Here is a 24,955-nt window from a genome sequence, read left to right as displayed (position 1 = left end):
GGGGTGGGTGGGGACGCTCGGTTAGCTGCCGGTGGCAGCGTGTTTCTTGAGGAGGCGCTCGACGCGGTCCAGATCCTTCTTGCCGCCGCTGGAGCTGTGCAGCTCGATGGCGCGGGCCAGGTGTGTGCGGGCCTCGGCCAGCTGGGCCGCCTGTTCGACGGTCAGCGCCTCGTCCGGCACCTTGGCCAATACGCGGCCCATCGCCAGATGCAGCTTGGCGCGGGCTTCGTCGGGCATGTCCTGGTCGCGGGTGAGCTGCTCGGTCTGCTCGAGCACACCGATGTCGAACTCTCCGCCGGCCTTGATGGCCTTGAGTGCGGCGATAGCGATCTCTTCGGCGAACAGGCAACCAGTGGTCCGCGCAAAGCGATCCGGCATGGTCATGTTGTGCTCGAGCACGTAGCGGCCTATGGCGAGGGCGCCGAGGTAGTCCCCGGCGTCCAGGCGCCAGACCATCAGCGTGGTGAGCACTTCGTCCTGGGCACCGCGCCCGGCGGCCAACACGCCGTCCACGTAGGGGACGTAGGCCGGCAGCAGCTGTGCCTTGAGCGCGACCTTGCCCTCGGTGGACTGGATCTGGCTCAGGCGCAGGCGGTCCTGGTGCAGCTGGGCGAGTTGCAGTTCGTAGGTGGTGGCGCCGGCCATGGTTTGCGCCGGCGTGGTGGCGGCCGCCTCCAGGGCGGCACGCTTACGCAGCTGGTTGATCTGGGCTGGGCTCAGGCTCATGGTCAGACGGCCTCGATGTTCTCGACCAGGGCCACCAGGCCGAAGTCCTCGATGACGTAGGCGTCATTGCTCGACTGGTAGTCGGCGATGCGGTCGTATTCGGGCTCGTCCTTCACGTGGCGGCGGCGCGCGCCCTCCTGGAAGTAGATCGACAGGTTGCTGAGGGTGGTGACCAGCACGGTGCCGGCCGGAAAGAACGGCGCGTCGACGATCGGCAGGCCGCCCAGGCGGGCCTTGGTGACGATCTCGTCGGAGGCGTTCTCCTCCTGGTTGGATGCGGCGCCCTTCTCGACCGCGGCGAGCAGCTTGTTGTGCAGCAGGTCGCGGGAAACCATGACGACCAGGTCCGGGCGGGACAGGTGCCAGGGCTCGAGCATCTGCACCGCATCGAACACGACACCGTGCAGGGTCTTGTAGTCGCCGGTGGCGCCCACGGTGACCTTGCCGGAGGCAGCAACCACTTCGTCCAGGACGCGGTCCGGGGCGCCGGCGCGGATCTTCTGCAGCCAGCCGATGTTGACGTCCTGCAGCAGCGGGTTGGCTCCGATGTCGGTAGCCGCGGCGGCGGAGGTGCCGTTGAAACCGATCATGATGCGGTCCAGCGCCTGGCGTTGGGCGATGGCGGCGGTGAGGCGCGGCTGGAAGTCGGGGAACTTGGCCCAGGCATCGATCAGCGCATAGGGGAAGGCGCTGTCGAAATTGGTCTGCTTGCAGCTGTAGGCATCCTTGGCCAGGGCACTGCGGTCGGCCGGGTTGCGGCGGTTGCCGGCGCTGGTGTTGGTACGGCTGGCGATCGGACCGTTGACGCCCAGCAGGATGGCCTCACCCTCCTGCTCGCTGACGCCGATGATGTTGATCCGGCCGAGGAAGTCGCTCGACTCCTGGATGGCCGTTTCCAGGCTCTGCTGCACCGAGGGCAGCACGTTGAACTTGACGATGGCCGAGGTGATGCCGTTGAGCTTGGCGACCTGGTCGAGGTAGCCGTTGAACTTGAGGCGGGTTTCGTTGCGCATGGGTGTGCTCCAGTGGGCGGGTCGGGGTCAGAACGTGGCCAGCTGTTGGCCGTTGCCGCCCGCTACCGGCGGACGCTGATGTTGGTTGTGGTCATGGGTGTTGCCGAGGCTCTTGAGCAGGTCGGCGAACTGGGTGGCGAGCTGGTCGTGGGCGGTTTGCAGCTCGGCGCGGGCCTTGGACTCGGCGGCAAACGCCTTGCCCTGCTCGGCGACGTGGTCGGCGATGGCCTCGACGGACTGCCCCAGCTCGGCGAACAGGGCCGAGTCCTTGCCTTCCTTCTCCTTGAACTTGCCGAGGGCGGCGGCTACGCGGGCGAACAGGCCGGTGGTTTTGTCGTCCGGCTGGTCGGTGACTTCCTCGAACTCGATGGAGGCCTCGCTGGCGGCGGTGAACAGGTTGTCAGCGTGCTGCTTGCGGGTGGCCAGGGTGCCGTGCTGGGCGCTGAACTGCAGGGCCTCGGTACCGAGGCTGGCCGGGCTGTCGGTGATGGCGAGGCCGATCAGGTAGGCCTTGCCGGTGTCGGCGAATTTCGGCTGGACCTCGACGGAGGTGTGCAGCTTCTGGCCGGCCTGGTTGAGCTTGAGCAGCGCATCGTTCGGCTCGATCTGGACGAACAGGGCGAGCTTCTTCTCGCCGTTGATGTCGACCTCTTCGGCCTTGGCAGCCAGCACCGAACCATAGGCGCCGAAATCGCCGCCCGGCCACGGCCACTTGATGTGTTCGCAGTTGATGCGGGCGGTGTACGTGTCGGTGCTGTACTGGGCCGCCATGTCCTCAATCCAGCTGCGTTCGATATTGCGGCCGTCAGTGGTGGCGCCTTCGACGGCGACGCGGAACCAGCGGGATTTGAATTTGCGCTTCATCGGTGTGAGTCCTCAGTGCAGGCGGGTGGCCGGGCAGTTGAGGGCATGGTCGGCAGCCCGCGCGGCGCGGGCAATTCGCGCGCCCTGTACTGGCTGGACGTACAGGGCGCCGGAGTAACGACTCGCGCGCGCGAACGGCAGCATCGGCGCCATGAATGCACCGACCGTTGAAATTCCCGTCCAGGATCCACGCCGCACCGCTCGCCATCTGTACTGGATGGGCTGGCGGGTGACGGATATCGCCGACTTCCTGGAAGAGAAGGAAAAAACCGTCCACTCCTGGAAAACACGGGACGAGTGGGACCGGGCTGACAATGTCGAGCGGATCGGTGGCGCGCTGGAGGCTCGGCTCGTGCAGCTGATCCTCAAGGACGGCAAGACCGGCGGCGACTTCAAGGAGATCGACCTGCTGCACCGCCAGCTGGAGCGGCAGGCGCGAATCCAGCGCTTCCAGGCCGGCGGCACCCAGGCGGAGCTGAACCCGAACCTTGAGGCGCGCAACGCCGGGCCGAAGAAGCCGCCCAAGCGCAACGAGTTCGATGAGGGCGAGATCGAGCTGCTGGAGGAGGCCTTCCGCGACAGTTGCTTCGAGTACCAGCTGGACTGGTACCGGGCGATCAACATGCGCACGCGGATGATCCTGAAGTCACGCCAGATCGGCGCGACGTTCTACTTCGCCCGCGAGGCGCTGATCGACGCGCTGCTGACGGGGCGCAATCAGATTTTCCTTTCGGCGAGCAAGGCGCAGGCGCACCAGTTCAAGAACTACATGCAGGCGTTCGTCCAGGAGGCGCTGGGCCGGCAGCTGACGGGCGACCCGATCGTGCTGGCCAACGGCGCCGAGCTTCACTTCCTCGGCACGAACTACCGCACCGCCCAGGGGCGGTCGGGCAATTTCTACTTCGACGAATTCTTCTGGGTGCATGGCTTCGACGAGCTGAACAAGGTGGCGTCGGGCATGGCGCTGCACAAGAAGTGGCGTAAGACGTACTTCTCGACGCCGTCGAGCATGGGGCACCCGGCGTACAAGTGGTGGACAGGCGAGCGGCTGAACAAGGGCAAGCCGGCGGCGCAGCACGTCAAGATCGACCTACGCCACGATACGCTGGCCCCGGGCAAGCTGTGCCGGGAGGACAAGATCTGGCGGCAGATCGTGACCATCCTCGATGCCGAGCGCCGCGGCTGCGATCTGTTCGACCTGGAGGAGCTGCGCTTCGAGTACAACGCCGAGCAGTTCGCCAACCTGCTGATGTGCGAGTTCGTCGACGACGGGGCGAGCATCTTCCCGCTGACGATGCTGCAGCCCTGCATGGTGGACAGCTGGGTGGAGTGGGGCGAGGACTACAAGCCGTTCGCGGCGCGCCCGCTGGGCGACCGTCCGGTCTGGATCGGCTACGACCCGGCCGAGACCGGCGACAGTGCGGGCATGGTGGTGGTCGCCCCGCCAGCGGTGCCGGGCGGCAAGTTCCGCATCCTGGAGCGCCACCAGTTCCGCGGAATGGACTTCGCCGCCCAGGCCGAGGCGATCCGCCAGGCCTGCAACCGCTACTGGGTGACCTATATCGGCGTGGACGTGACCGGGCTTGGCTCGGGCGTGGCGCAGCTGGTCCGCCAGTTCTTCCCCAACGTGACCACTTTCAGCTACTCGCCGGAGGTGAAAACGCGCCTGGTGCTCAAGGCCTATGACGTGATCCGCAACGGCCGGCTGGAGTTCGATGCCGGCTGGACGGACGTGGCCAGCTCGCTGATGGCGATTCGCAAGACGATCACGGCCTCGGGCCGCCAGATGACCTACACCGCCGGGCGCAACGACGAGACCGGCCACGCCGACCTCGCGTGGGCGCTGTTCCACGCCCTGCACAACGAACCGCTCGAGGGGCAGACCTCGGCGAACACTGGATTCATGGAGATCTGCTGATGAGCGAACTGACCACCGCCCCCGCCGCTGGCGTGGAGGCCTTCACCTTCGGCGATCCGCTGCCGGTGCTCGATGGGCGCGAGCTGCTCGACTACCTCGAGTGCTGGCTCAACGGGCGCTGGTACGAGCCGCCGCTGTCGCTGGATGGGTTGGCGAAGTCGACCCGGGCGAGCGTGTTCCTGCAGAGCGGGCTCAACTTCAAGCGCAACATGCTCGAGCGCACCTTCATCCCGCATCGCCTGCTGAGCCGGCAGGCGTTCGGCCAGTTCGCCCTGGACTGGCTCTGGTGCGGTAATGCGTACCTCGAACGGCGGCGCAACCGGCTCGGCCAGCCGCTGACGCTGCAGCCGACGCTGGCCAAGTACATGCGCCGCGGCGCTGATCTGGAAACCTACTTTCAGGTGCGCGGGTGGAAAGACGAACACGAGTTCGAGCGCGGCAGCATTTGCCACCTGCGAGAGGCGGATATCAACCAGGAGGTGTACGGGCTGCCGGAGTGGCTGTCGGCGCTGCAGAGCGCGCTGCTGAACGAGTCGGCCACGCTGTTCCGGCGGAAGTACTACCAGAACGGGTCGCATGCCGGGTTTATCATGTACATGACCGATGCGAGCCAGAACGAGGCGGACGTCGACGCACTGCGCCAGGCGCTGAAGTCGGCCAAGGGGCCGGGCAACTTCCGCAACCTGTTCGTCTACGCGCCGAACGGCAAGAAGGACGGGCTGCAGCTGATACCGGTCAGCGAGGTGGCGGCGAAGGATGAGTTCGGGTCGATCAAGAACATCAGCCGCGACGATCTGCTCGCCGCGCTGCGAATCCCGCCTCAGCTGATGGGCATCGTACCGACCAACGCCGGCGGGTTCGGCTCACTGCGCGAGGCGGCGGAGGTGTGGGCCGTCAACGAGCTGGAGCCGATCCAGGCGCGACTGGCCCAGGTGAACGAGTGGCTGGGGGATGAGGTGATTCGGTTCAAGCCGTTTGAGTTGCCGGCGAAGAACTGATCGCCGCCCCGCGCCACCAGAAGCCGCCCTCGAGGCGGCTTTTTTGTGCCTGCCGATCGGCGCCCAGCAGGATGCCGCCCCATCAGCACCCGGCGCGCGCCGTCATCCCCCCACCACGCCTGCGGGCTAAACCTATGGCATTTTCCGCACCCCTGCTGGATGGCCGAGAGCGGCCCAGGCTGCGCGCTGGAGAGGCGTTTTCAGCGCCGGGCAACCCTGCGAATCCCTGCACAGATGGCCTCTTTCTTGACCGTCTACGGAGCTACCAGAGCCAACCGATTTCAGAGGCGAATTCGAAAATGGGTAATTTTGGTCAGGACCTTCAGGAATATGGCTGAAGGCCCCGTATTTGCTGGGCTCGACCGCTTACCTCTGGAGGTAATTTCTGGTAATGGAAAAGGTAATTTTTCTGTAAGTGCTTGATTTCAAAGGGCTGGCGCTTTTTGGATCATGACCATCAGATTAGGTAAGTTGATTACCTATGAATTACCAAAAAATTACCTTTAAGAATCAATCCTAACCCACTGACAGAAAAGGACTTTCAGGGTGCCGCATAAGAAAATTACCAAAATTACCCGTTTTCGATGGGTCAAGATAAAACGCGGCGACGTGCGTAGGGGGGCGGCTCGCCGTGCCGCGCGCATTTAAGTGATGGGACCAAACTGGGACCATTTCCCCTCAGTTTTCCGGACCCCAGAAACGCTGAAGGCCCCGGAATACGGGGCCTTCAGGTTTTCAGATGGCGGAAGCGCAGAGATTCGAACTCTGGGAAGGGTCTCCCCTTCGGCGGTTTTCAAGACCGCTGCCTTCAACCACTCGGCCACACTTCCGGATAAAGCGGGCGCAATAGTACCGGATAGAAATACACTGTCAAACACTGATGCTAGGCATCCAACTTGCCTCTGTTATGATCCGGGACAAATCGTCTCAGGCTTGAATTCATCCAAGGAGTGTCGCCATGCACGAACACGAATACGCGCTTAGCCACACGCAGGTCGAACAGCGTGAGGTCAGCAAGGTCCTGCGCAACACCTACGGGCTACTGGCCATGACGCTCGCGTTCAGCGGCCTGGTTGCCTATATGGCCATGCAGGCCAACGCGGCCTACCCGAACATCTTCGTGGTGCTGATCGGCTTCTATGGCCTGTTCTTCCTCACCGCCAAGCTGCGCAACTCGGCATGGGGCCTGGTTTCCACCTTCGCTCTGACCGGCTTCATGGGCTACACGCTCGGCCCGATCCTCAACATGTATCTGGGTCTGGCCAATGGCGGTGAGCTGATCAGCTCGGCGTTGTCGATGACCGCTCTGGTGTTCTTCGGACTGTCGGCCTACGTGCTGATTACCCGCAAGGACATGAGCTTCCTCAGTGGCTTCATCACCGCGGGCTTCTTCGTGTTGATCGGCGCCATGCTGGCGGGCTTCTTCTTCCAGATCACCGGGCTGCAACTGGCGATCAGCGCAGGTTTCGTGCTGTTCTCCTCGGCCTGCATCCTGTTCCAGACCAGCGCCATCATCCACGGCGGCGAGCGTAACTACATCATGGCCACCATCGGCCTGTTCGTTTCGCTGTACAACCTGTTCATCAGCCTGCTGCAGCTGCTGGGCATCTTCGGTGGCGACGACTGATCCGGCATCGCCTTGAACGAGCCCGCTTCGGCGGGCTTTTTCATGCCCGCAGCTGGCGTATCATGTCCGCTGTTCTGCCATGGTGCTCCGATGAAATTCGTAATCGCCCTGTTCGCCCCGCCCCATTCACCCGCGGCACGCCGCGCGCTGCGCTTCGCCGAAGCCACCCTCGCCGGCGGGCATGAAATCGTCCGGCTGTTTTTCTATCAGGATGGCGTGCACAGCGCTTCGGCGAACGTCGTGGCGGCACAGGACGAACTGGACGTGGCGGCTGAATGGAGCCGTTTCGTCAGCGCCAACCAGCTGGACGGCGTGGTCTGCATCGCCGCCGGCCTGCGTCGCGGCGTACTAAATGCCGGCGAAGCGCAGCGCTACCAGCGTCCGGCGGCGAACCTTGCCGCTGGCTGGGAACTGTCGGGGCTGGGCCAGTTGCATGAAGCCGCGCAGCAGGCCGATCGACTCGTCTGCTTCGGAGGTCATTGATGGCGCGTTCCATGCTTATCATCAGCCGTCAGGCGCCCTGGGCCGGTCCCTCTGCGCGTGAGGCACTGGATATCGTTTTGGCCGGTGGCGCTTTCGAGCTGCCGCTAGGGCTGCTGTTTCTCGATGATGGCGTGTTTCAGCTCGCCGCCTCGCAGCAAGCTGCATCGCTCGAGCAGAAAGACCTGACGGCGAATCTGCAGGCGCTGCCACTGTTCGGTATCGACGCGCTGTTCGCCGCACGCCGCAGCCTGGCCGAGCGCAACCTGGACGAATCCTCTCTGGCGCTGCCCGTCGAGGTACTCGACGACGCTGGCCTGAGTGCCCTGATCAACCGCTACGACCATGTGATCACGATCTGATGGCGACTCTGCATGTGCTTTCCCATTCGCCCTTCAGCGACGGCCGCTTCAGCAGCTGTCTGCCGCTGCTAGGTGACACCGACGTCCTGCTGCTGACTGGCGACGCAACCTACGCCCTGACGGCCGGGACCAAGCCCGCCACCGCGCTGGAGCAGCTGTCGGAGCAGGTCGCCGTGTTCGCTCTGGAAGAAGACGTGCAGGCCCGTGCGCTCGGTGCCCTGCCCTCTCGTGTGCTGTTGCTGGACTATCCCGGCTTCGTCGAACTGACTTGCCGTTACGAACGGATCAACAGCTGGCTATGAGCAGCCTGATCGTGGATGGACGCGAGATCGCGCTGGACAAGGACGGCTTTCTGGTCGATCTGAGCGACTGGAGCGAAGCCGTGGCCGAGGCCCTGGCGCGCCGCGAAGAGCTGGAGCTGGTAGACGAACATCGGGAGGTGCTTCGGCTGCTGCGTGAGTTCTACGCCGAATTCCAGCTGTCGCCGGCCACGCGCCCGCTGATCAAGTACACCGCACTCAAGCTGGGACCTGAAAAGGGCAACAGCATGCACCTCAACCGCCTGTTCAAGGGCACCCCCGCCAGACTGGCCGCCAAGCTGGCCGGGCTGCCAAAACCGAGCAACTGCCTATGAGCCTCGAAACGCCTGCAGAACATCCTTTCGCCGCCTTCGTGCGCATCCTTGGCAAAGGCAAGCGTGGCGCCCGCGACCTGACACGCGAAGAAGCCCGCGAAGCCATGGGCATGCTGCTCGACGGCAAGGTGGAGGACGCTCAGCTGGGCGCCTTCCTCATGTTGCTGCGGCACAAGGAAGAAAGCCCCGATGAGCTGGCGGGCTTTACCCAGGCCGTGCGTGAGCGCGTGCAGGCACCGACTATCCCGGTCGATATCGACTGGCCGACCTATGCCGGCAAGAAGCGCCACCTGCCCTGGTATCTGCTGGCAGCCAAGTGCCTGGCAGCCAATGGCATACGCACCCTCATGCACGGTGGCGGTGCCCATACTGCTGGGCGCATCTATAGCGAACAGCAGCTTGAGCTGCTGGGCGTTCGTCGATGCGAGAACTGGCAACAGGTCAGCGTGGCACTGGACCAGAGCAATCTCGCGTTCATCCCGCTGGGAGCCTGGATGCCGGTGCTGCAGCGCATGATCGACATGCGCAACCTGCTCGGCCTGCGCTCGCCAATCCACTCGCTGGCGCGCCTGCTCAACCCGCTGGGCGCACGCTGCGGCCTGCAGAGCATCTTCCACCCCGGCTATCAGGATGCCCATCGCCAGGCCAGCACCCTGCTCGGCGACCACGCCATCGTCATCAAGGGCGAAGGCGGCGAGATCGAGATGAACCCGGACAACATCTCCCATCTCTACGGCACCACTGGCGGCACGCCGTGGGACGAAGAATGGCCGGCACTGTCCAAGCGGCGCCACGTGAAGCCCGCAGAGCTCGACCCGCAGCATCTGCTTGCCGTCTGGGCTGGCGAGCAGGAAGACGCCTACGGTGAACTCGCTGTGATCGCCACCATGGCTCTTGCCCTGCGAGGCCTTGGCGCGACGCGGGAGGCAGCTTTCGAGCAAGCGCAAAGCTACTGGCGCGCCCGCCATTCATCGATTTAAGCGATAGGATTAACCCGCCATTCGGTCACATCGATCGAACGATGCTTCCTAGACTGGCCTCCTATGCCGTAACAGGAGGGCACCATGGGATTACTGATCGATGGCCAGTGGCACGACCGCTGGTACGCAAGCCGCGATGGCAAATTCGAACGCGAACAGGCCAAGCGCCGGCACTGGGTCACGCCCGACGGCGCGCCCGGGCCTGACGGCCAGGGTGGCTTCCAGGCTGAGGCCGGTCGCTATCATCTCTATGTTTCGCTTGCCTGCCCGTGGGCGCATCGCACGCTGATCTACCGCAAGCTCAAGGGGCTCGAGCCGTTGATCGACGTGTCCGTGGTCAGCTGGCTGATGGCCGAGCACGGCTGGCCCTTCGACAAGTCCACCGGCTCCAGCGGCGATGCGCTGGACGAATTCGACTACCTGCATCAGCGCTACACCCGTGAGGATCCGAAGTACTCGGGCCGGGTCACCGTTCCCGTTCTTTGGGATCGCGAGCGCCAGTGCATCGTCAACAACGAGTCTGCCGATATCATCCGCATCTTCAACAGCGCTTTCGACGAGCTGACCGGCTCTACGCTGGATTTCTACCCGGAGGCGCTGCATGGCGAAATCGATGCGCTAAACGCGCGGATCTATCCGGCGATCAACAACGGGGTCTATCGAGCAGGTTTCGCCACGACCCAGGAGGCCTACGAAGAAGCCTTCGACGAGTTGTTCCGTGAGCTCGACTGGCTGGAGCGACGCCTGGGCAAGCAGCGTTACCTGACAGGGGAGTACCTGACAGAGGCCGACTGGCGCCTATTCACCACAGCCATTCGCTTCGACGCGGTTTACCACGGCCACTTCAAGTGCAACCTGCGCCGCATCGAGGACTATCCGAACCTGTCGAACTGGCTACGCGAGCTCTACCAGTGGCCGGGAATAGCCGAAACGGTGGATTTCACACACATCAAGAATCACTACTACGCCAGCCATCGACAGATCAACGGAAATGGCATCGTGCCGAAAGGTCCGCTTCTTGGACTGGATCGACCACATGATCGCGAGCGCCTGCGAGGCAACGGCATCTGGGTGAGATCGGAGCACAGCTAGCCTGAAACCCATACCATCGCCCAGATGTCGTGCTTCTACAAAACTCCAGGTCCTGTGGGAAGCGCGCCCGCGGCGATGCGGTCACATCCGGCGGCTGCCGGGGCCAGCGGATCAGTCATCCAGCTGTACCATGCTCGAGCATATGGCACATGGCAGTCTTCAGCTTCATCGGCCGCACCGGCTTGTGCATCAGCATATGGCCCAGCTCGCGGACCTGCTGCTTGAGTTCGTTGCTGTAGTTGGCGGTGATCATCAGCGCCGGTAGCGGGCTGGCGCGGCGCGCATTGACGGTAGCGACGACATCGATGCCGGTGTGGCCATTGTCCAGGTGGTAGTCGGCAATCATCAGGTCGGCCTCGGCATGGAAGTTGTCCACCTGCCGCGCCAGGTCCTCCTCGGACAGCGCCGTGATCACCTTGCAGCCCCAGCCTTCCAGCAGCGTGCGCATGCCCGCACAGATCGCCGTGTCGTTATCCAGCACCCAGACCCGGGCGCCCTGCAGCCGCTGTAGCACCAGCTCCGTGGTGCTCGGCTCAGGCCGCGCCTTGGGTGCGCGCTTGGCCAATGGTACGTCGATGGCGAAACACGAGCCGCGTCCCGGGTGCGAACTGACCCGGATACGATGGCCCAGCATGCGCGCGATCTTCTCGACGATGGCCAGGCCAAGGCCGAGACCACGATCCTGGTTGGGACGCACGCCCTCCCCGCGTTTGAATTCCTGGAATATTTCCTCGAGCTTGTCCGAGGCGATGCCGACGCCGGTGTCCCACACCTCGATGGACAGGCTCTGCCGATGGCGGCGACAGCCCAGCAGCACGCGCCCCTGCGGCGTATAGCGGATGGCGTTGGTCAGCAGATTGCGCAGGATGCGCGCCAGCAGCTGGATATCACTGCGCACCAGCGCCGAGCAAGGAATGAAGTCCAGCTGCAGCTGCTCGGCCCCGGCGATCTGGCGAAACTCCATGGCGAGGTTTTCCAGCAGCTCACTGACAGCGAACGGGGCGATATCCGGCTTGATCACACCGGCATCCAGCTTGGAAATGTCGACCAGCGTGCCGAGCAGGTTCTCCACGTCTTCCAGCGAGTTGCTGATGTTGCGGATCAGCCCGCCGTTGGGCGCCCCCGGTTGTTCCAGCAAGGCACTGGTGAACAGCCGCGCGGCGTTGAGCGGCTGCAGCAGGTCATGACTGACCGCGGCAAGGAATTTGGTCTTCGACAGATTGGCTACTTCCGCCTCTCGCTTGGCTTCACGCAGCCGCGCCTCGACATGGCTGCGCTCGTCAATCTCGCGCAGCAGCTGGTCGTTGAGGCTGGTCAGCTCGGCGGTGCGCTCACGCACCCGCTGTTCGAGATTCTGATAGGCCTGATGCAGCGCCTCGGCGGTGCGCCGGCGATCGGTGATGTCCTGAATCAGCACGAAGATGCCGGCCACTTCGCCATTGGCCTGCCGGTTCGGCACATAGGAGCGCAGCATGTAGCGCTGCTGGCCGGCATGGTTGCGCTCGGCCATCTCGAAGCTGACGCTTTCGCCCGAGAGTGCCCGGTCGATGTACGGCTCCAGCTGCCGCCAGTGCTCGCCGCTGTGGACCTCGCGCAGCGACTGGCCGAGCATGCCGTCGCTGGGCCAGCGATACCATTCCTCGTAGACCTTGTTGGTGAACTCGTAGGTGAGATCGGCCGAGACATAGGCGATCAACGCCGGCACATGGTCGGTGATCAGGCGGATCCAGCGCTCGCTCTCGCGCAGCGCCTCGGCATGGCGGTAGCGCTCGGTGATGTCGGTGAAGGTATTGACGAAGCCACCGGTTGGCAGCGCATGGGTGCGGATTTCCAGCACGCGCCCATCGAACAGCCGCTGCTCCAGTTCGCGAATCGGCCGGCCACGGGCGTCACGGCTGTTGGGCGTGAGCAGGGTCAGCTCGCTGTCGGCCATGACTTCCTCGAACGGCCGGTGCGCCTCGATCGGCGCCAAACCACAGAGTTCGAGAAAACGCCGATTCCACAGTTCCAGCGCGCCTTCGGCGCTGACCATGGCCACCCCCTGGGACAGGTTGTCCACGGCGCGCTGCAACAGCCGCGATTTCTGCGCCAGGGCCTGCTCGCGGCGCATGGTTTCGCTGACTTTCACCTCGGTGATGTCGGTGTAGAGAATCACCAGCCCGCCTTCGCGGGTCGGGCGCTCACTGACCTGCACCCAGCGCCCGTTGTTCAGGCGATACACCGTTGGCTCATCGCCCTTGCCGCGGTGTTCCTCGACGATCAGCCCGGTGCTTTCCGCCAGTCGGCGCACCTCCGCCAGCCGGGTGCCGGCGTTGATGCGCGCGCGCGTGCGTGTCCATAGCGACTTGAAACGACGGTTGAACAGGACGATGCGCTGGTCGCGGTCGAACAGCACGAAGGCGTCGGAGATGCTCTCGATGGCGTCGACCAGGTGCTGGTGCGCGGTTTCCGCGCGCAGCCGCGCATCGCTGAGCAGCTGGTTGCTGCCCTTGAGTTCGGCCATCGCCTGATTCAGGGCGTCGGTACGCTCGCGGACCTGCTCGGCCAGTTCCACCGAATGCTGAAACGCCGCATAGGAGGCATCGCGCCCCGCGCCACTGGACTCGACGCGCTCGATCAGCGCAGCGTTGATGCGCTTGAGCTTGAGGTTTTCCCGCTCGAGTTCGGCCTGACGTGCCAGCAGCTCAGCGACCTGCCCGGCCTCCCGGTCTGCCAATGGCGACACCGGTGAAGGTCTGGTTGATATGCATGCCATTGAACTGCTCTCCGTAGGTGTTGAAGCCGATCACCTGCTGGCGTCGGAGAAAAGCCGAAGTCTGTTCGCTGGTGTCGTTGCCCTCGATTTCCAGCCGGCGCAGAAAGCAGTCGCAACCAATGGTCAACAGCGGCGGCCCGAGGCGCTGTTCCAGCCGCTCGAACAGGGCTTCCAGATTCGGCATCAGCGGGCCGGGTTCCATGGCGGTGAGCACGATGCCGTTCTCCACCGCGCAATAGAAGGTCAGGCTCATGTCCTCGTTGACCTTCTGGATCGAACGCACGTAGTAGTGCTCGTTGATCCGCACCGCCAGCGGGTGGGCCGCGAACAGGCGGTGATCGAGATCGCTGACCGGCACACCGATCAGCCGTGCGTATTCCTCGGCGGCCGGCTCGGCGTTCAGTTCGTAAACCCGCCGGCTGTTGCTGTCGGCGCGGGTCACCACCAGTTTGTCTTCGAGTGGCAGGATGTGATGGGTGGTGAACACCTCGAAATCCAGCCAGGTATTGATCAGCACCACGATCGCCGCACCGCTGTAGAACCGGCCGTCGTAATAGACGTAGGTATCGCTGAGGTGATTGTCGTCGCCGGCCGAACCGCCGAAATGCGGAATGCTGCCGAACGCCGCGCTAAGCGCAGACAACACGATCTCCTCACGGCTGGACAGCCCGTCGAGCAGCGTCAGCGCAAAGCTGTGGTCCTTGATCGGTGCCAGCGAGTTGCTGCGGCAGTCGCTACCCAGGCGTTCGACCAACTGCTGTGCCTCGATCAGGCTGAAGCGATCCATCTCGTCGATCAGCTCGCAGGCGATGGAGAAGCTTCGATGGTCGAAGCCGACTGCCGTCACGCAGCTACGCCCATAGCCTTGGGAGGTGATCTCGCCCGCCGAAGTGCAACCGACCAGACGCACGCCACCGAAGTATTGGCGCAGCGCATCGCCCAGTGCCGGCAAGTCATATTCCGCTGAACAGAAGAACAGCACGAAGCCCAGATGCGGGTGCATCAGTTGGCGCGCCAGGTCCTGCGCCACCGTTTCGGGTAGCCGCGCCTCGGACATCGCCGTGCGGATCACTTCGCCTTGTTCATCGGTCACGCACGATACCCCGCACCACCTGAATCGGATGTCCCCATTCTTGGGCAGGGCATATGGGACGAAAATGCTACTTGAGTACCGGTAAAGGCCTGCCTAGGTAGCATCGCGACGAAACAACGCAGGTTGCCAACAGTTCCGCTGCCGAGAGCGGTGATGTCGAATTGAGCAGATGGCGAAAAGGCTGGCCCCTCACGGGTACCAGCCTTTCAGGTGCAGCGGTTGTCGTTGCACTCAGGGCGTGGGGACGATCAACGTACGCACCACTGCATCGCAACGGATGGCACGACCTACGGTTCGACTGCCATCCGCGCCCTTCCGTCGCTGTTGCTTAGAAGCTGAGCGCAGCACCCACTGCGAAGGTGCGGGTTTCTTCATCCAGCGCCGGGCTATCCTTGCCTTCGATCTCGAACTGGTTCAGCTCGGCAACCAGCGTCAGGTTGTCGTTGATGCTGTGAAACAGAGCGATGCCGCGGGTCTCGTAGTCAGCCGCACTGCCCAGACCGTTGCCGTCATCCTTCGTTTTGCCGTAGGACAGGGCTACGCGGTTCTTGCCGAAGCGGTAGGAACCCTGCAGCAGGTAGCCGTCGCTGTCCACCTCACGCAGCAGTGCTTCGCCGGCGTTGTTGGTGAAGAACGGGTTGATGCCCTCGGCCTGGAAGCCCGAGGCGGTCAGCGACAGGCTGCCCATTTTGGCCTGCACGCCGTAACCCAGGCCCTTGGAATCGACTTTGTCGATGCTGCTGTCGGTGTTGTCCGAGCTCTGCTGCATGCCGTTGATCCAGGTGTAGAACTGCGTGCCGCCCATCTCGAACTCGTAGGTGATCTCGGTTTCGAAACGCGGTGCTTCCTGGTACGCCTTGTCCAGAGTGGACGAGGTGTCCTCGGTGGTATCCACCGGGTCCATGATGCCTGCGGCGATGCGCAGACCATTCATCTTCGGCGAGCGATAGGTGATCTGCGAAGTCGGGAACGGGTATGGATAGCCGGTACCAATATTGCCGAAGGAGACGCCGCCGCCATCGACCAGGCCCAGGGTATCGCTGACCTGACCGTAACCGCTGAGCATTTCGTCGAGCAGGATGTTGGAGCGACCGAACAGGCCGAAATCCTTACCGAAAAGCACTTCGCCCCACTGCTCACTCGCTGCGGTCGCGTAGAACTGACGCACGTCGATGCCGGTTTCGGTGCCGTTGGTATCGCTGTCGTTGATCGTTACCCAGAAGGATGAGCGGCCACCGAGTTTGAGGTCGCCGACCTGCTTGCCGAAGTTGAAGCCGATCCAGTTGGGCAGAAAGCCCATCTTCACCCGCGACTGCTTGCGGTCGAACTGCTCACCATCCCGATCGATGTCGCTGTGGACGTAGAAGGTGTTGAAGTAACCATCTACGGCGAAGGTGGTGTCCCCTTCATCGTAAAGCATGATTTCGGCAAGTGCCGATTGGCTTACGGTCATGGCGACGGCACTGGCAAGGGCCAGTGGTAGCAGGGTTGATACGGCTTTCTTGTTCTTGTGCATGGCGCTCTCCGCGGTAATGACGACAAGCAGTCGTGACGGGAGCGATTATCGAAAGGCCATCAGGGCGCACATACGCTTCGATGGCGGCGAAAGGCTAGTACTTTCGCCGCGGGGGTCGATCTGCGCGCAAAGCATGTCATCCGCTGACGTCATAGATGTGGGCTTAGGTACTACATCCAAAGCAGCGCGCGCCTAATCCGGCGCAGACAAAAGCCCGATCCTTCTATTGCTCGTAGTGGATGCGGAACGCCCGGCAGTACAGGGCTACCGTCTGACGACGGGGGCGGGTTCGGTCAGCGCTGCTGCCAGCGCGCGTCCGGTGCGTCTGCATTGGCCACGACACACCAACCGCCGATGGCGCTGCGCAGTGCATGTAGCTGATCACGCATATCCTGAACCTGGAGGACAGCCATGGCGGCGTTCACAGCGGCGGGATGGCTGTTGTCGCCGCCAGCCAAGCGAGCTTGCCAGATGCGCTCGGCATGCCGCCGCAAGTCCGCGCTCTGTTCTGACAGCGACGCGCTGTCGAGGGACGCCGCGGTGGTCTGCGCAGCCAGGTTGCCAGCGAAGGCTTCAAGGAAGGCTTCGATATGGCCAAGAATTTCGGGGGCCGAAGCGCTGGGGGATTGCACGGCGAACACGATACCGGGCCGCTCGCCGAACTGGCGAAAGCCGCAAAACACCGCGTAGCCCAGTTGCAGCTCGCTACGCAGGCGGCGGAAGAACGCGCCCTCCATGAGCCGTGAAAGCTGTCGCCAAGCCGCCTCCGTGGCCGCCATACGATCCGGCAGAGGGCAAAACAGGACCAGCGCAGTTTCTTCACCCGGCTCGCCAAAGCGAGACCACTGGTAGCGCGGCACGCCTGCGGCCTGCTCACTGCTGATGAGGTCCGGCATGCCGGGCACAGCATCGAGAACATCCTGCAACGGTCCACTCAGATGAACTGAGAATCCAACCGCCAATGCATCCCAGTGTGACCGGAGCCAGAGCTGATCGAGTCCGGCCTGATGCAGAGGAAGGCCATCAACGGACGTCATCGGCTCCAGCAGAGCAGGAATTCGGCGTAGCAGCTGCCGTATCAGTATCTCGTCGGCACACGGGGTTTCGGCTTTGCTGAGCAGGCGCGAACCTTCATCGAACGCACTGGCTGGTGGCGCCTTCAGTACCCTGAGCAAGTCCCGAAGAATGATCGGTGCCGCCTCGGCATGGCCGACCAGGGACAGACACCAACTGCGCCCGTGGTCTTCGAAACGCACCTCGACCCCCGCCTGTGCGGCGGCATGGGTATGTGGTCGCAATGCAGCGTTCAGCACGTGCCACAGGCCGGCCGCCGGCTGCCCACTGGACAGGCGCCACCTGACATACAGTGCACCCTGCCCACTTGCACCGTCGCCGTGCTCGAGCCAACACAGCGATGGCGACAGCACCGGCGCCGTCCGCGGCTGCACTCGCTCACTCAACCAGGGATTGCGCTCGGGGAGCTGCCATTGCCACGCTCTGGGATCTGGAATCGGCAGCTGTTGTGAAGCCACCTGCAGCGCAAATCCCGCGCCTTTCGTAGCGATGCGCGCGTGACCGTCACCGTCGCTGTCATCGACGGTAAGGATGATCGGCTCACAGCCGTGCAACGCTGTGCCCAGCGTCCTGAACGCATGCTGTACATCTGTGGCGTTGGTAGACGGCGACCAGGCTCCCGGATCGATCCAATAGCGCAACAGCGCCAATGGCTCCTTGCCCAGCAGCTCGCGCTGGCGAATATGCACGTATTCGCTCCACAGCTCGGACCAGGGCGCCTGCGATGTCATGAAGTGCAGCCAGCCACGCGCTGCCGCAACGAGCTGACCGCGATCCGCCATGCCCTGCTCTGTCAGCTGAAATTCGAGTACGACCACGCCCTGCCCCGCGTGCCAGTAGGGCGTCCGCAGCCCCAGCGCATCGCACCAGTGCGCCTCGCGCATTGCCGCGAAGAAACTGCCATTGGCCTGGGAGGCCAAGCATGACCGCAGGACATCCAGCGCCACGGCGACGCCTTCGGGCAGGTCGTCCAGCGCGAATGCCATGGCCAGGCAGGGCTTTGCAGCGTCAACCTTCAGCTGCAACGTGGCGCCGTCATCAGCGCGCAACGGCGGCACCGGCCTTGCTACCAAAGGTGCAGCCGGCAGCTGGCACTCGACGCAACTCAACACCTCAATCAGTTGCTCAAGGCTGCAGGGAGCGGCAACCAGCAGCTCCATCTGCTCGGCGTGGTAGAAGCGTCTGTGATAGCCCTGCAGCGCCTGCTGGAACGCCAGCAGCTCTACCGGCAGCGTGTCGCGATTGCCCGCGTGAAAAGCAGAAAACGGATGCGGGGTGGTCAGCGCCGTACCAATAGCGGCGTCGCACAGGGTTTCCCGATCCCGCCCACGCGCCAGGAATTCGGCCTGTAACACCTCGCGCTCGCGAAGCTGCGCAGCCGGATCGAGCAGTGGCCGAGCAAGCATATCGAGCAGGCGCTTCAACGCTTCGTCAAAGGCCGCAGGCGAAACCTGAAAGAAGAAATCGGTGTGGCGCTCGCGGGTCGATGCATTCAGTAGCCCGGCACAGCCCTGCACGAACGGCATCAGACTTTGCGACGGCCCGTAGGCATGGCTGCCTAGAAACAGCAGATGCTCGAGAAAATGCGCGAGCCCCGGATATTGACTCGGCGCGTCGTGCGCACCGGCATGCACGCGCACTAGCGCTGCCGCCTGGCTGCCAGTCGGCAACTGGATAAAGCCCACCTGCAGACCATTGGAAAGCACGTGGCGCAACGGTAGCAAGGTAGAAGGAACGCTGTCTGGCGTCATGGATTACTCTCCTCTAGCCCGACAGTCACGCGCATCGCTCAAGTATCCAGCTGGCCGGCGAGAAATTGCCGCAAACGGCGCTGCATCAGCTTGCCGGAACTACCCAGGCAGGCGATCGGCGTACCCGCCAGCGCTTCACGACCCAGTTCGGCGGCCTCACCGGCCACCGCCAGCGGGCAATCGAGCCCTAGCGATAGCTTGTTGAGCTGGCGTAGTTGCGCCTCGCCGTGGGGAACGTTGGAGAACAGGACCAGGCCCTGCGGTTTCATCTTGTCGCAGACCAGCGCGAGCTCCTCCAGCGGCTGCCCGATCGGCAGCACGCTGACGGCCAGGCTGTCGCCGCTCAACATCAGCCCTGCTACCAGCAGCTCCAGTTCGCGGCACTGCCCTGGCATCGCGGCGAGCAGTACGCGCTCGCCAGCCGGCATGCGAGCCAGCTGCAACCGCTGGAGCACCCGGGCACGGAGAAAGGCATCGAGAAAGAGCCACTCGCTGGTGCCGCCGAACTCATCCTGACGCAGCAGCAGCTCCTGCCACACCGGCAACAGGACATCCTGAAACACCACAGCCAGCGGATAGGTAGAGAAGATCTGGCCGTATAGCTGCTCCAGTCGCACCTCGTCGAAACCATTCACCGCATCACGCAGTTGCCCCTGCCACTCGTTCCACTCGCTACTGGGGGTTGCGGTCGGTTCCTCTGCCTCGCGGGTCGCTGCGCTGCGCGCCAGTATGCTGCCGACCTTGCTTACCGCCACGCCACGCTCGGTCCAGGAAAGAATGCTGCGAACCGCCTCCACGTCGGCCATCGAGTACAGGCGATGGCCGCTCTCGGTCCGGGTCGGCCGGATCAGCCCGTAGCGGCGCTCCCACGCGCGCAGGGTGACCGGGTTGACCCCGGTCAGGCGGGAAACTTCACGGATAGGGAATAGATCCTGCTGCTCGAAGGCGCTCGAGGCCAGGTTCGAAGCGCCGGAAGAATCGGTCATGGGGCGGCTCGCTGGAAAAGAATGCCGAGATTGTAACCCAGCGTTTCGCAGCATACCCTCTACAAACGTTGTACAAACGCAAGGTGCGATGAAATGACGCCTGATTTGCCACTGACGCTGTATGTCGATCGAGCCTGTCCGCTGTGTGCCCGAGAAGTTCGTTGGCTGGAACGCAGCGCCGATCCGGCAAGGCTGCGGCTGGTGGATATCAGCGCTGCCAATTTCGATCCTAAAGGGCTCGACCGGGATCTGGCGCAGCTCCGACGGCGTCTGCACGCCCGCAGCGCCAGCGGTGCCTGGCTGACCGGCGTGGACGCCACCTACTGGAGCTGGCGACTGGCAGGCCACGGTCGCTGGGCCGCACCGCTCGGCTGGCGTCCATTGCGGCCGCTGCTGTTGCTCGGTTACCAGCTGTTCGCCGTGCTGCGCCCGCATCTTAACTGGCTGCCGCATCCCGACGGTGCGAGTCGTTGCACAACCGAGTGCAATGTGCCGCAAAAGCCGTCGAAGACCAGCGCTGCAAGCGACGATCGCCTTTAGTTCTCGGCAAGCAGAGGCATGCGCAGGCCAAACCCGGATTCCACAGCAGCCGGGCGGCCGATCATTTCGTCATGGCTGACCGGCTGCCGCCAGTAGACCTCACGCACACCGCACGCCCGAAGCTCCCGCTTCAAGCTGCCCTGGTCGCTCCAGACGTTGCGCTGGCCATCGGCGAACTGCCTGCGGCGACCGCTGCGCTCGACCACCCAGGCGCTGTACCCGCAGCAGCGCAGACCATGCAGTTCGACCCGCTCTACTTGGCCACGAAATAGCGCAATACGCAGCCCAAGCCTCGACACGCCCTGTTTCATACTCGGATACCTATACAGATTCAGTTAGCCGCATAGCCCCGCAATCGCCCACCTGCCTGCAAATGGCGGGCTCGGGCCAAAGAGTTCTTGTGAAGCAGAATATTCCTGTACATTTACCTGTACAAGAAGCAATATTCGTATAGCTTTATCGCATCCCTCATTGATGCAACAGCATTCCCCTCCACGCAACAGCGCCCGACGCACAAAAGGAACCGTCATGAACGATCTGCCTGGTCATTACCGCGAAATACTCTCCGGGGTGGGTGAAAACCCGGAGCGCGAAGGTCTGCGCGACACGCCGCAACGCGCGGCGAAGGCGATGCAATACCTGTGCGGCGGTTACAACCGCAGCCTGGAAGAGATCGTCAACGGCGCGCTGTTCGCCTCGGACAACGACGAGATGGTCATCGTCAAGGACATCGAGCTGTACTCCCTGTGCGAGCACCACATGCTGCCCTTCATTGGCAAGGCCCATGTGGCGTACATCCCCACCGGGCGCGTGCTGGGCTTGTCGAAGATTGCGCGAATCGTCGACATGTTCGCCCGCCGCCTGCAGATCCAGGAAAACCTGACCCGCCAGATCGCCGAAGCCATTCAGGAAGTCACCGGCGCCGCTGGTGTTGCGGTGGTCATCGAAGCCAAGCACATGTGCATGATGATGCGCGGCGTGGAAAAGCAGAACTCGGTGATGAACACCTCGGTGATGCTCGGGGCCTTCCGCAGCTCCTGCAACACACGGATGGAATTTCTACAGTTGATCGGGAGGGGCCAGTAATGCCGCGCCTGGAACCTGGCATGGCGCGCATCCGGGTGAAGGATCTGCGCCTGCGCACCTACATCGGCATCAACGAGGACGAGATCCTCAACCGCCAGGACGTGCTGATCAACCTGAGCATCCTCTACCCGGCGGTCGAGGCGGTGCGCGACAACGACATCGAGCAGGCACTCAACTACCGAACCATAACCAAGGCGATCATTCGCCATGTGGAGCTGAACCGCTTCGCCCTGCTCGAGCGCATGACCCAGGAAATCCTCGACCTGGTGATGGCACATCCCGCGGTGAGCTACGCCGAGGTGGAAGTCGACAAGCCCCACGCGCTGCGCTTTGCCGACTCGGTCTCGATCACCCTCGCTGGCAGTCGCTGAGCACGATGTCGTGAATATCCGCCGCGTTGTGCTCGCCAGCCTGCTGTCGCTGATCTCGCTGATCGCAGCGGCGAGCTGGCGCGAAGCCGTGCCACAGGCGCGCCTGATTGGCGAAGGCCAGTTGCGCTTCTTCGGCTTGCGCATCTATGACGCGCGCCTGTGGAGCGAAACCGCGCCGCTGCAAGCCCGTACGCCGTTCGCGCTGGAACTGACCTATCACCGCTCCATCAGCCGCGACGACCTGGTGCGCACCAGCCTGGAAGAGATTCAGCGACTCTCCGGCGAGCCGCTCGATGCCGAACAACTGCGCCGCTGGCGCGCAGACATGCAGCAGGCCTTCGTCGATGTCGGGGCGGGTGACCGAATCACTGGCGTCTTCTTGCCCGGGCGCGGTTGCCGCTTCTACGTGAATGATCGCCTGCAGCATGAGGTCGCCGACGCTGCGTTCGCCGACGCCTTCTTCGCCATCTGGCTCGACCCGCGCAGCCGCGACCAGAAGCTGCGGCGCAACCTGCTGGGCCAGCGATGAAAAGCCCGGCGCTGGCAGCCTATGGAATGCTCGGCCTGCCGCTGGCGATGGCGATGCTGCCGATCTACGTGCTGGTGCCGAATTTCTATGCGGCCGATCTCGGCCTCGGTCTGACGCTGACCGGCGCCGTGCTGTTCCTCGCCCGCCTGCTGGACACCGTGCAAGACCCCTGGCTTGGCCGCCTTATCGATCGCCGCTCGCCACGTGGCTGGACCATTCTGCTCGGCGGCGTGGCTGTGGTGCTTAGCCTGGCGATGGCGGCGCTGCTGATCCCACCCGGCAACTTAGGCAGTTTCGGCTTAGCCGCGTGGCTCGGCGCGTTGCTGGCGCTCACCTATACCTTGCACAGCCTGATCAACATCACCTATCTGGCCTGGGGCGCGCGCCTCTCCGACCAGCCGGATACCCGCACCCGAGTCGCCGCCTGGCGCGAAGGTGCCGGACTGTTCGGCGTGGTGCTCGCCAGCGTGCTGCCTACCGTGCTGGCGACCCGATACGGCATGGCGACGGCGCTGGCGACCTTTGCTGCGACCTTCGCCGTGCTGCTGTTAGCCGGCACGGCGACCTTGTTGTTCGGCGCCCCACGCCCCCACCGCACCGTGCGTAGCGAAACCAGCAGCTGGCGACTGCCCCTGCGCAACCCTGCGTTCCGGCGCCTGGCGGGCGTCTACTTCATCAATGCCGTGGCGGTGGCGATTCCGGCCACCCTGGCGCTGTTCTTCATCGCCGACCGCCTGCAACTGGCGCGACTGACCGGCATGTTCCTGGCGATTTACTTCATCAGCGGCGCATTGGGTCTGCCGCTCTGGACCCGTCTGGCCGATCGCATCGGCAAACGACGCAGCTGGCGGATCGGCATGCTCACCGCCTGCGCCGCCTTTATCTGGGCGGTGCTGCTGGAGCCGGGCTCGGCCTGGGCCTATGCCGGCGTCTGCATGATGTCCGGCCTTGCCCTCGGAGCCGATCTGGCCCTGCCACCAGCGCTGCTGGCCGACATCATCCCAGTCGAGGAGCGTGATTCCACTGCCGCCTACTTCGGCTTGTGGAGCTTTCTCGCCAAGCTGGCGCTCGCACTCGCCGGTCTGGCTTTGCCATTGCTGGCGTTGAGCGACTACCAACCGGGCACCGCGGCCGGCTGGAACCTTGCGCTGGTCTACGCCGGCCTGCCCTGCCTGCTGAAGCTACTGGCAGCGCGGCTACTCACTTCCCTGCCCTGCGGAGAAACGAAATCATGAAAAAGGTACTGATCCTGGCTTGCTGCCTGCTGCTGCTCAGCTGCACCGCCGTCGATGTCGAGCATTACCGAGACGAGGAGCCGCAGCTTGATCTGCGCAAGTATTTCGTCGGCACGGTGGATGCCTGGGGCATGTTCCAGAAGCGCTCCGGCGAGGTCGTCAAGCGCTTTCATGTCGAGATCGAAGGCAGCCTCGATGGCGACAAGCTGATCCTCGACGAACACTTTCGCTACAGCGACGGCACTACCCAGCAACGCGTCTGGACGCTGACCGAGGAGCGCCCGGGGCACTGGCGCGGCACGGCTGCAGACGTGGTCGGCGAGGCCGTTGGCGAAGTGGCCGGCAATGCCCTGCGCTGGCGCTACGTGCTCAGCCTGCCGGTGGATGACAAGGTTTACGACGTACACCTGGACGACTGGATGTACCTGATCGACGAGAACACCCTGGCCAACCGTTCGTTCATGAGCAAGTTTGGCGTAGAGGTGGGACAGGTCACCCTGTTCTTCCGCAAACGCAACGAATGAGCGGGTGGCCTGTGCGGTGAGTTGGTTGAGGCACGTTCGGATGACCATGGTTCCGAGATAAGGCGCTGCGACGAGTCATAGCGGGCTATGGTGAGGAGCAGCAGCGCAGTATCGGGGCCATGGGCGCCGAAATTGACCAACTGAACTTGCCAAACAGGCCACTGATGGCACTTGCAAGCACCGAGCGGACCAAGTTGTTCTAGAATGCGCGGCATGCCCTTTCAGGATGTCGTGACATGATCAATGCCAAGCTGTTGCAACTGGTTATCGAAGCCTCCAACGACGGAATCGTGGTCGCCGAACAGGAAGGCGATGACAACATCCTGATCTACGCCAACCCGGCGTTCGAGCGGCTGACCGGCTATGCGGTCGACGACATCCTCTACCGCGACTGCCGCTTCCTGCAGGGCGAGGACCGCGACCAGCCGGCCCTGCAGGCCATTCGCGAGGCGGTGAAGAACAACCAGCCGTGCCGCCAGATCATCCGCAACTACCGCAAGGACGGCACACCGTTCTGGAACGAGCTTTCCATCACGCCGGTGTTCAACGAGGCCGATCAGCTGACCTACTTCATCGGCATCCAGAAGAACGTCACCGCCGAGGTCGACGCCTTGCAACGCGTCGAAGCGCTGGAAGCCGAGATTCGCGAACTGAAGGCGAAGCTCGCGCAGAACTGAGCACGCCGCCCGGCCCGCGTCCGGCGGGCCGTTGGCTCAACGATGCGGTAGCGCTGCGCCCTCAAGCACCCCGGACAACCCTACCTAAGGGCCGTTACTCGGTAGCGGTGGATATGGGATACTG

General features: G+C 63.6%; 25 protein-coding genes and 1 tRNA gene. 16 read left to right on the top strand and 10 right to left on the bottom strand.

What is annotated here, in order from left to right:
* Positions 1-21 precede the first annotated feature (21 nt).
* The 3 genes from gpM to CW305_RS07725 are packed head-to-tail and all read right to left on the bottom strand — an operon-like array spanning position 22 to position 2,603.
* Positions 22-726 carry a phage terminase small subunit gene (gene gpM / locus CW305_RS07735; RefSeq protein WP_104097548.1) on the bottom strand — a complete coding sequence of 235 codons (705 nt, stop codon included), beginning with the start codon at positions 724-726 and terminating at the stop codon, positions 22-24.
* A gap of 2 nt (positions 727-728) precedes the next feature.
* The gene (locus tag CW305_RS07730; protein ID WP_104097547.1) at positions 729-1,739 is read right to left on the bottom strand and encodes a phage major capsid protein, P2 family; all 1,011 of its coding nucleotides are present in this window, start codon (positions 1,737-1,739) and stop codon (positions 729-731) included.
* Between the two features lie 27 nt (positions 1,740-1,766).
* Complete coding sequence (locus CW305_RS07725; protein WP_104097546.1) at positions 1,767-2,603, bottom strand: GPO family capsid scaffolding protein; 837 nt, start codon at positions 2,601-2,603, stop codon at positions 1,767-1,769.
* Positions 2,604-2,754: 151 nt separating this feature from the next.
* Here CW305_RS07725 and CW305_RS07720 point away from each other — a divergent pair, with 151 nt between their 5' ends.
* Together CW305_RS07720 and CW305_RS07715 are read left to right on the top strand one after the other, a co-directional pair.
* On the top strand, positions 2,755-4,521 hold the full coding sequence (locus CW305_RS07720; protein WP_104097545.1) for a terminase ATPase subunit family protein: 1,767 nt from the start codon (positions 2,755-2,757) through the stop codon (positions 4,519-4,521).
* Positions 4,521-5,519, top strand: a complete 999-nt coding sequence (locus CW305_RS07715; RefSeq protein ID WP_104097544.1) for a phage portal protein — start codon at positions 4,521-4,523, stop codon at positions 5,517-5,519. Before CW305_RS07720 ends, CW305_RS07715 begins: the two co-directional genes overlap by 1 nt.
* A 740-nt stretch (positions 5,520-6,259) precedes the next feature.
* Here the strand turns inward: CW305_RS07715 and CW305_RS07710 are convergent.
* Positions 6,260-6,349 (bottom strand) — tRNA-Ser (locus tag CW305_RS07710).
* A gap of 128 nt (positions 6,350-6,477) precedes the next feature.
* Here CW305_RS07710 and CW305_RS07705 point away from each other — a divergent pair.
* The 7 genes from CW305_RS07705 (at position 6,478) to CW305_RS07675 (ending at position 10,694) form a co-directional block, all read left to right on the top strand.
* The gene (locus tag CW305_RS07705; protein ID WP_015277156.1) at positions 6,478-7,146 is read left to right on the top strand and encodes a Bax inhibitor-1/YccA family protein; all 669 of its coding nucleotides are present in this window, start codon (positions 6,478-6,480) and stop codon (positions 7,144-7,146) included.
* A 90-nt stretch (positions 7,147-7,236) separates the two neighbouring features.
* Positions 7,237-7,629: a sulfurtransferase complex subunit TusD gene (tusD, locus tag CW305_RS07700; RefSeq protein WP_104097543.1), complete on the top strand. Its 393-nt coding sequence runs from the start codon at positions 7,237-7,239 to the stop codon at positions 7,627-7,629.
* On the top strand, positions 7,629-7,988 hold the full coding sequence (tusC, locus tag CW305_RS07695; protein WP_104097542.1) for a sulfurtransferase complex subunit TusC: 360 nt from the start codon (positions 7,629-7,631) through the stop codon (positions 7,986-7,988). Before tusD ends, tusC begins: the two co-directional genes overlap by 1 nt.
* Positions 7,988-8,290 carry a sulfurtransferase complex subunit TusB gene (tusB, locus tag CW305_RS07690; protein ID WP_104097541.1) on the top strand — a complete coding sequence of 101 codons (303 nt, stop codon included), beginning with the start codon at positions 7,988-7,990 and terminating at the stop codon, positions 8,288-8,290. The genes tusC and tusB overlap by 1 nt, the downstream gene beginning before the upstream one ends.
* Positions 8,287-8,622 (top strand): TusE/DsrC/DsvC family sulfur relay protein, encoded by a 336-nt coding sequence (locus tag CW305_RS07685; RefSeq protein WP_104097540.1) that lies wholly within the window; start codon positions 8,287-8,289, stop codon positions 8,620-8,622. Before tusB ends, CW305_RS07685 begins: the two co-directional genes overlap by 4 nt.
* Positions 8,619-9,602: a glycosyl transferase family protein gene (locus CW305_RS07680; RefSeq protein WP_104097539.1), complete on the top strand. Its 984-nt coding sequence runs from the start codon at positions 8,619-8,621 to the stop codon at positions 9,600-9,602. Before CW305_RS07685 ends, CW305_RS07680 begins: the two co-directional genes overlap by 4 nt.
* 84 nt (positions 9,603-9,686) lie before the next feature.
* A complete protein-coding gene (locus CW305_RS07675) occupies positions 9,687-10,694 on the top strand; it encodes a glutathione S-transferase family protein (RefSeq protein WP_104097538.1) in 1,008 nt (335 codons plus the stop codon).
* Positions 10,695-10,809: 115 nt separating this feature from the next.
* Here CW305_RS07675 and nahK read toward each other — a convergent pair whose 3' ends face one another.
* From nahK to CW305_RS07650, 5 genes are all read right to left on the bottom strand, one after another.
* Positions 10,810-13,449 carry a hybrid sensor histidine kinase/response regulator NahK/ErcS' gene (gene nahK / locus CW305_RS07670; RefSeq protein ID WP_104097537.1) on the bottom strand — a complete coding sequence of 880 codons (2,640 nt, stop codon included), beginning with the start codon at positions 13,447-13,449 and terminating at the stop codon, positions 10,810-10,812.
* A complete protein-coding gene (nosP, locus tag CW305_RS07665; protein ID WP_003284516.1) occupies positions 13,379-14,542 on the bottom strand; it encodes a nitric oxide-sensing protein NosP in 1,164 nt (387 codons plus the stop codon). The genes nahK and nosP overlap by 71 nt, the downstream gene beginning before the upstream one ends.
* A 328-nt stretch (positions 14,543-14,870) precedes the next feature.
* Entirely contained in the window at positions 14,871-16,058 is a 1,188-nt protein-coding gene (locus CW305_RS07660) for a porin (protein ID WP_003284517.1), read from the bottom strand.
* A 293-nt stretch (positions 16,059-16,351) separates the two neighbouring features.
* Entirely contained in the window at positions 16,352-18,883 is a 2,532-nt protein-coding gene (gene pqqF / locus CW305_RS07655) for a pyrroloquinoline quinone biosynthesis protein PqqF (protein WP_046619440.1), read from the bottom strand.
* A gap of 38 nt (positions 18,884-18,921) precedes the next feature.
* Complete coding sequence (locus CW305_RS07650; RefSeq protein WP_014820371.1) at positions 18,922-19,869, bottom strand: MerR family transcriptional regulator; 948 nt, start codon at positions 19,867-19,869, stop codon at positions 18,922-18,924.
* 93 nt (positions 19,870-19,962) lie between these two features.
* Between CW305_RS07650 and CW305_RS07645 the strand changes: the two genes are divergently transcribed.
* Positions 19,963-20,409, top strand: coding sequence for a thiol-disulfide oxidoreductase DCC family protein (locus tag CW305_RS07645; protein WP_104097536.1), 447 nt, complete (start codon positions 19,963-19,965; stop codon positions 20,407-20,409).
* Here CW305_RS07645 and CW305_RS07640 read toward each other — a convergent pair.
* Positions 20,406-20,720, bottom strand: a complete 315-nt coding sequence (locus tag CW305_RS07640; RefSeq protein WP_181063863.1) for a DUF6482 family protein — start codon at positions 20,718-20,720, stop codon at positions 20,406-20,408. The two genes, CW305_RS07645 and CW305_RS07640, sit on opposite strands and share 4 nt — an antisense overlap.
* A 217-nt stretch (positions 20,721-20,937) precedes the next feature.
* Between CW305_RS07640 and folE the strand changes: the two genes are divergently transcribed.
* The 6 genes from folE to CW305_RS07610 all read left to right on the top strand — a co-directional run bounded on the left by folE (position 20,938) and on the right by CW305_RS07610 (position 24,831).
* Positions 20,938-21,495 (top strand): GTP cyclohydrolase I FolE, encoded by a 558-nt coding sequence (gene folE / locus CW305_RS07635; protein ID WP_014820374.1) that lies wholly within the window; start codon positions 20,938-20,940, stop codon positions 21,493-21,495.
* Positions 21,495-21,866 (top strand): dihydroneopterin triphosphate 2'-epimerase, encoded by a 372-nt coding sequence (gene folX, locus CW305_RS07630; RefSeq protein WP_014820375.1) that lies wholly within the window; start codon positions 21,495-21,497, stop codon positions 21,864-21,866. Before folE ends, folX begins: the two co-directional genes overlap by 1 nt.
* Positions 21,867-21,876: 10 nt before the next feature.
* Positions 21,877-22,395 carry a chalcone isomerase family protein gene (locus CW305_RS07625; RefSeq protein WP_104097535.1) on the top strand — a complete coding sequence of 173 codons (519 nt, stop codon included), beginning with the start codon at positions 21,877-21,879 and terminating at the stop codon, positions 22,393-22,395.
* Positions 22,392-23,630 (top strand): MFS transporter, encoded by a 1,239-nt coding sequence (locus CW305_RS07620; protein WP_104097534.1) that lies wholly within the window; start codon positions 22,392-22,394, stop codon positions 23,628-23,630. The genes CW305_RS07625 and CW305_RS07620 overlap by 4 nt, the downstream gene beginning before the upstream one ends.
* Positions 23,627-24,154 carry a DUF3833 domain-containing protein gene (locus tag CW305_RS07615; RefSeq protein WP_014820378.1) on the top strand — a complete coding sequence of 176 codons (528 nt, stop codon included), beginning with the start codon at positions 23,627-23,629 and terminating at the stop codon, positions 24,152-24,154. The genes CW305_RS07620 and CW305_RS07615 overlap by 4 nt, the downstream gene beginning before the upstream one ends.
* 236 nt (positions 24,155-24,390) lie before the next feature.
* Complete coding sequence (locus tag CW305_RS07610; RefSeq protein WP_014820379.1) at positions 24,391-24,831, top strand: PAS sensor domain-containing protein; 441 nt, start codon at positions 24,391-24,393, stop codon at positions 24,829-24,831.
* Positions 24,832-24,955 lie beyond the last annotated feature (124 nt).

It is taken from the genome of Stutzerimonas kunmingensis (assembly GCF_002929225.1).
Lineage (GTDB): Bacteria > Pseudomonadota > Gammaproteobacteria > Pseudomonadales > Pseudomonadaceae > Stutzerimonas.
This window is presented reverse-complemented; position numbering and strand designations above follow the sequence as displayed.

Excerpts from the sequence above, each read along its gene's own strand:
- tusC (WP_104097542.1), top strand. The coding sequence starts at position 7,629 with ATGGCGCGTTCCATGCTTATCATCAGCCGTCAGGCGCCCTGGGCCGGT.
- CW305_RS07660 (WP_003284517.1), bottom strand. The coding sequence starts at position 16,058 with ATGCACAAGAACAAGAAAGCCGTATCAACCCTGCTACCACTGGCCCTT.
- tusD (WP_104097543.1), top strand. The coding sequence starts at position 7,237 with ATGAAATTCGTAATCGCCCTGTTCGCCCCGCCCCATTCACCCGCGGCA.
- CW305_RS07730 (WP_104097547.1), bottom strand. The coding sequence starts at position 1,739 with ATGCGCAACGAAACCCGCCTCAAGTTCAACGGCTACCTCGACCAGGTC.
- CW305_RS07680 (WP_104097539.1), top strand. The coding sequence starts at position 8,619 with ATGAGCCTCGAAACGCCTGCAGAACATCCTTTCGCCGCCTTCGTGCGC.
- CW305_RS07725 (WP_104097546.1), bottom strand. The coding sequence starts at position 2,603 with ATGAAGCGCAAATTCAAATCCCGCTGGTTCCGCGTCGCCGTCGAAGGC.
- CW305_RS07650 (WP_014820371.1), bottom strand. The coding sequence starts at position 19,869 with ATGACCGATTCTTCCGGCGCTTCGAACCTGGCCTCGAGCGCCTTCGAG.
- folE (WP_014820374.1), top strand. The coding sequence starts at position 20,938 with ATGAACGATCTGCCTGGTCATTACCGCGAAATACTCTCCGGGGTGGGT.
- pqqF (WP_046619440.1), bottom strand. The coding sequence starts at position 18,883 with ATGACGCCAGACAGCGTTCCTTCTACCTTGCTACCGTTGCGCCACGTG.
- CW305_RS07705 (WP_015277156.1), top strand. The coding sequence starts at position 6,478 with ATGCACGAACACGAATACGCGCTTAGCCACACGCAGGTCGAACAGCGT.
- CW305_RS07620 (WP_104097534.1), top strand. The coding sequence starts at position 22,392 with ATGAAAAGCCCGGCGCTGGCAGCCTATGGAATGCTCGGCCTGCCGCTG.
- folX (WP_014820375.1), top strand. The coding sequence starts at position 21,495 with ATGCCGCGCCTGGAACCTGGCATGGCGCGCATCCGGGTGAAGGATCTG.
- CW305_RS07645 (WP_104097536.1), top strand. The coding sequence starts at position 19,963 with ATGACGCCTGATTTGCCACTGACGCTGTATGTCGATCGAGCCTGTCCG.
- CW305_RS07640 (WP_181063863.1), bottom strand. The coding sequence starts at position 20,720 with ATGAAACAGGGCGTGTCGAGGCTTGGGCTGCGTATTGCGCTATTTCGT.
- CW305_RS07720 (WP_104097545.1), top strand. The coding sequence starts at position 2,755 with ATGAATGCACCGACCGTTGAAATTCCCGTCCAGGATCCACGCCGCACC.
- CW305_RS07685 (WP_104097540.1), top strand. The coding sequence starts at position 8,287 with ATGAGCAGCCTGATCGTGGATGGACGCGAGATCGCGCTGGACAAGGAC.
- gpM (WP_104097548.1), bottom strand. The coding sequence starts at position 726 with ATGAGCCTGAGCCCAGCCCAGATCAACCAGCTGCGTAAGCGTGCCGCC.
- CW305_RS07615 (WP_014820378.1), top strand. The coding sequence starts at position 23,627 with ATGAAAAAGGTACTGATCCTGGCTTGCTGCCTGCTGCTGCTCAGCTGC.
- tusB (WP_104097541.1), top strand. The coding sequence starts at position 7,988 with ATGGCGACTCTGCATGTGCTTTCCCATTCGCCCTTCAGCGACGGCCGC.
- CW305_RS07610 (WP_014820379.1), top strand. The coding sequence starts at position 24,391 with ATGATCAATGCCAAGCTGTTGCAACTGGTTATCGAAGCCTCCAACGAC.
- CW305_RS07715 (WP_104097544.1), top strand. The coding sequence starts at position 4,521 with ATGAGCGAACTGACCACCGCCCCCGCCGCTGGCGTGGAGGCCTTCACC.
- CW305_RS07675 (WP_104097538.1), top strand. The coding sequence starts at position 9,687 with ATGGGATTACTGATCGATGGCCAGTGGCACGACCGCTGGTACGCAAGC.
- nahK (WP_104097537.1), bottom strand. The coding sequence starts at position 13,449 with ATGGCATGCATATCAACCAGACCTTCACCGGTGTCGCCATTGGCAGAC.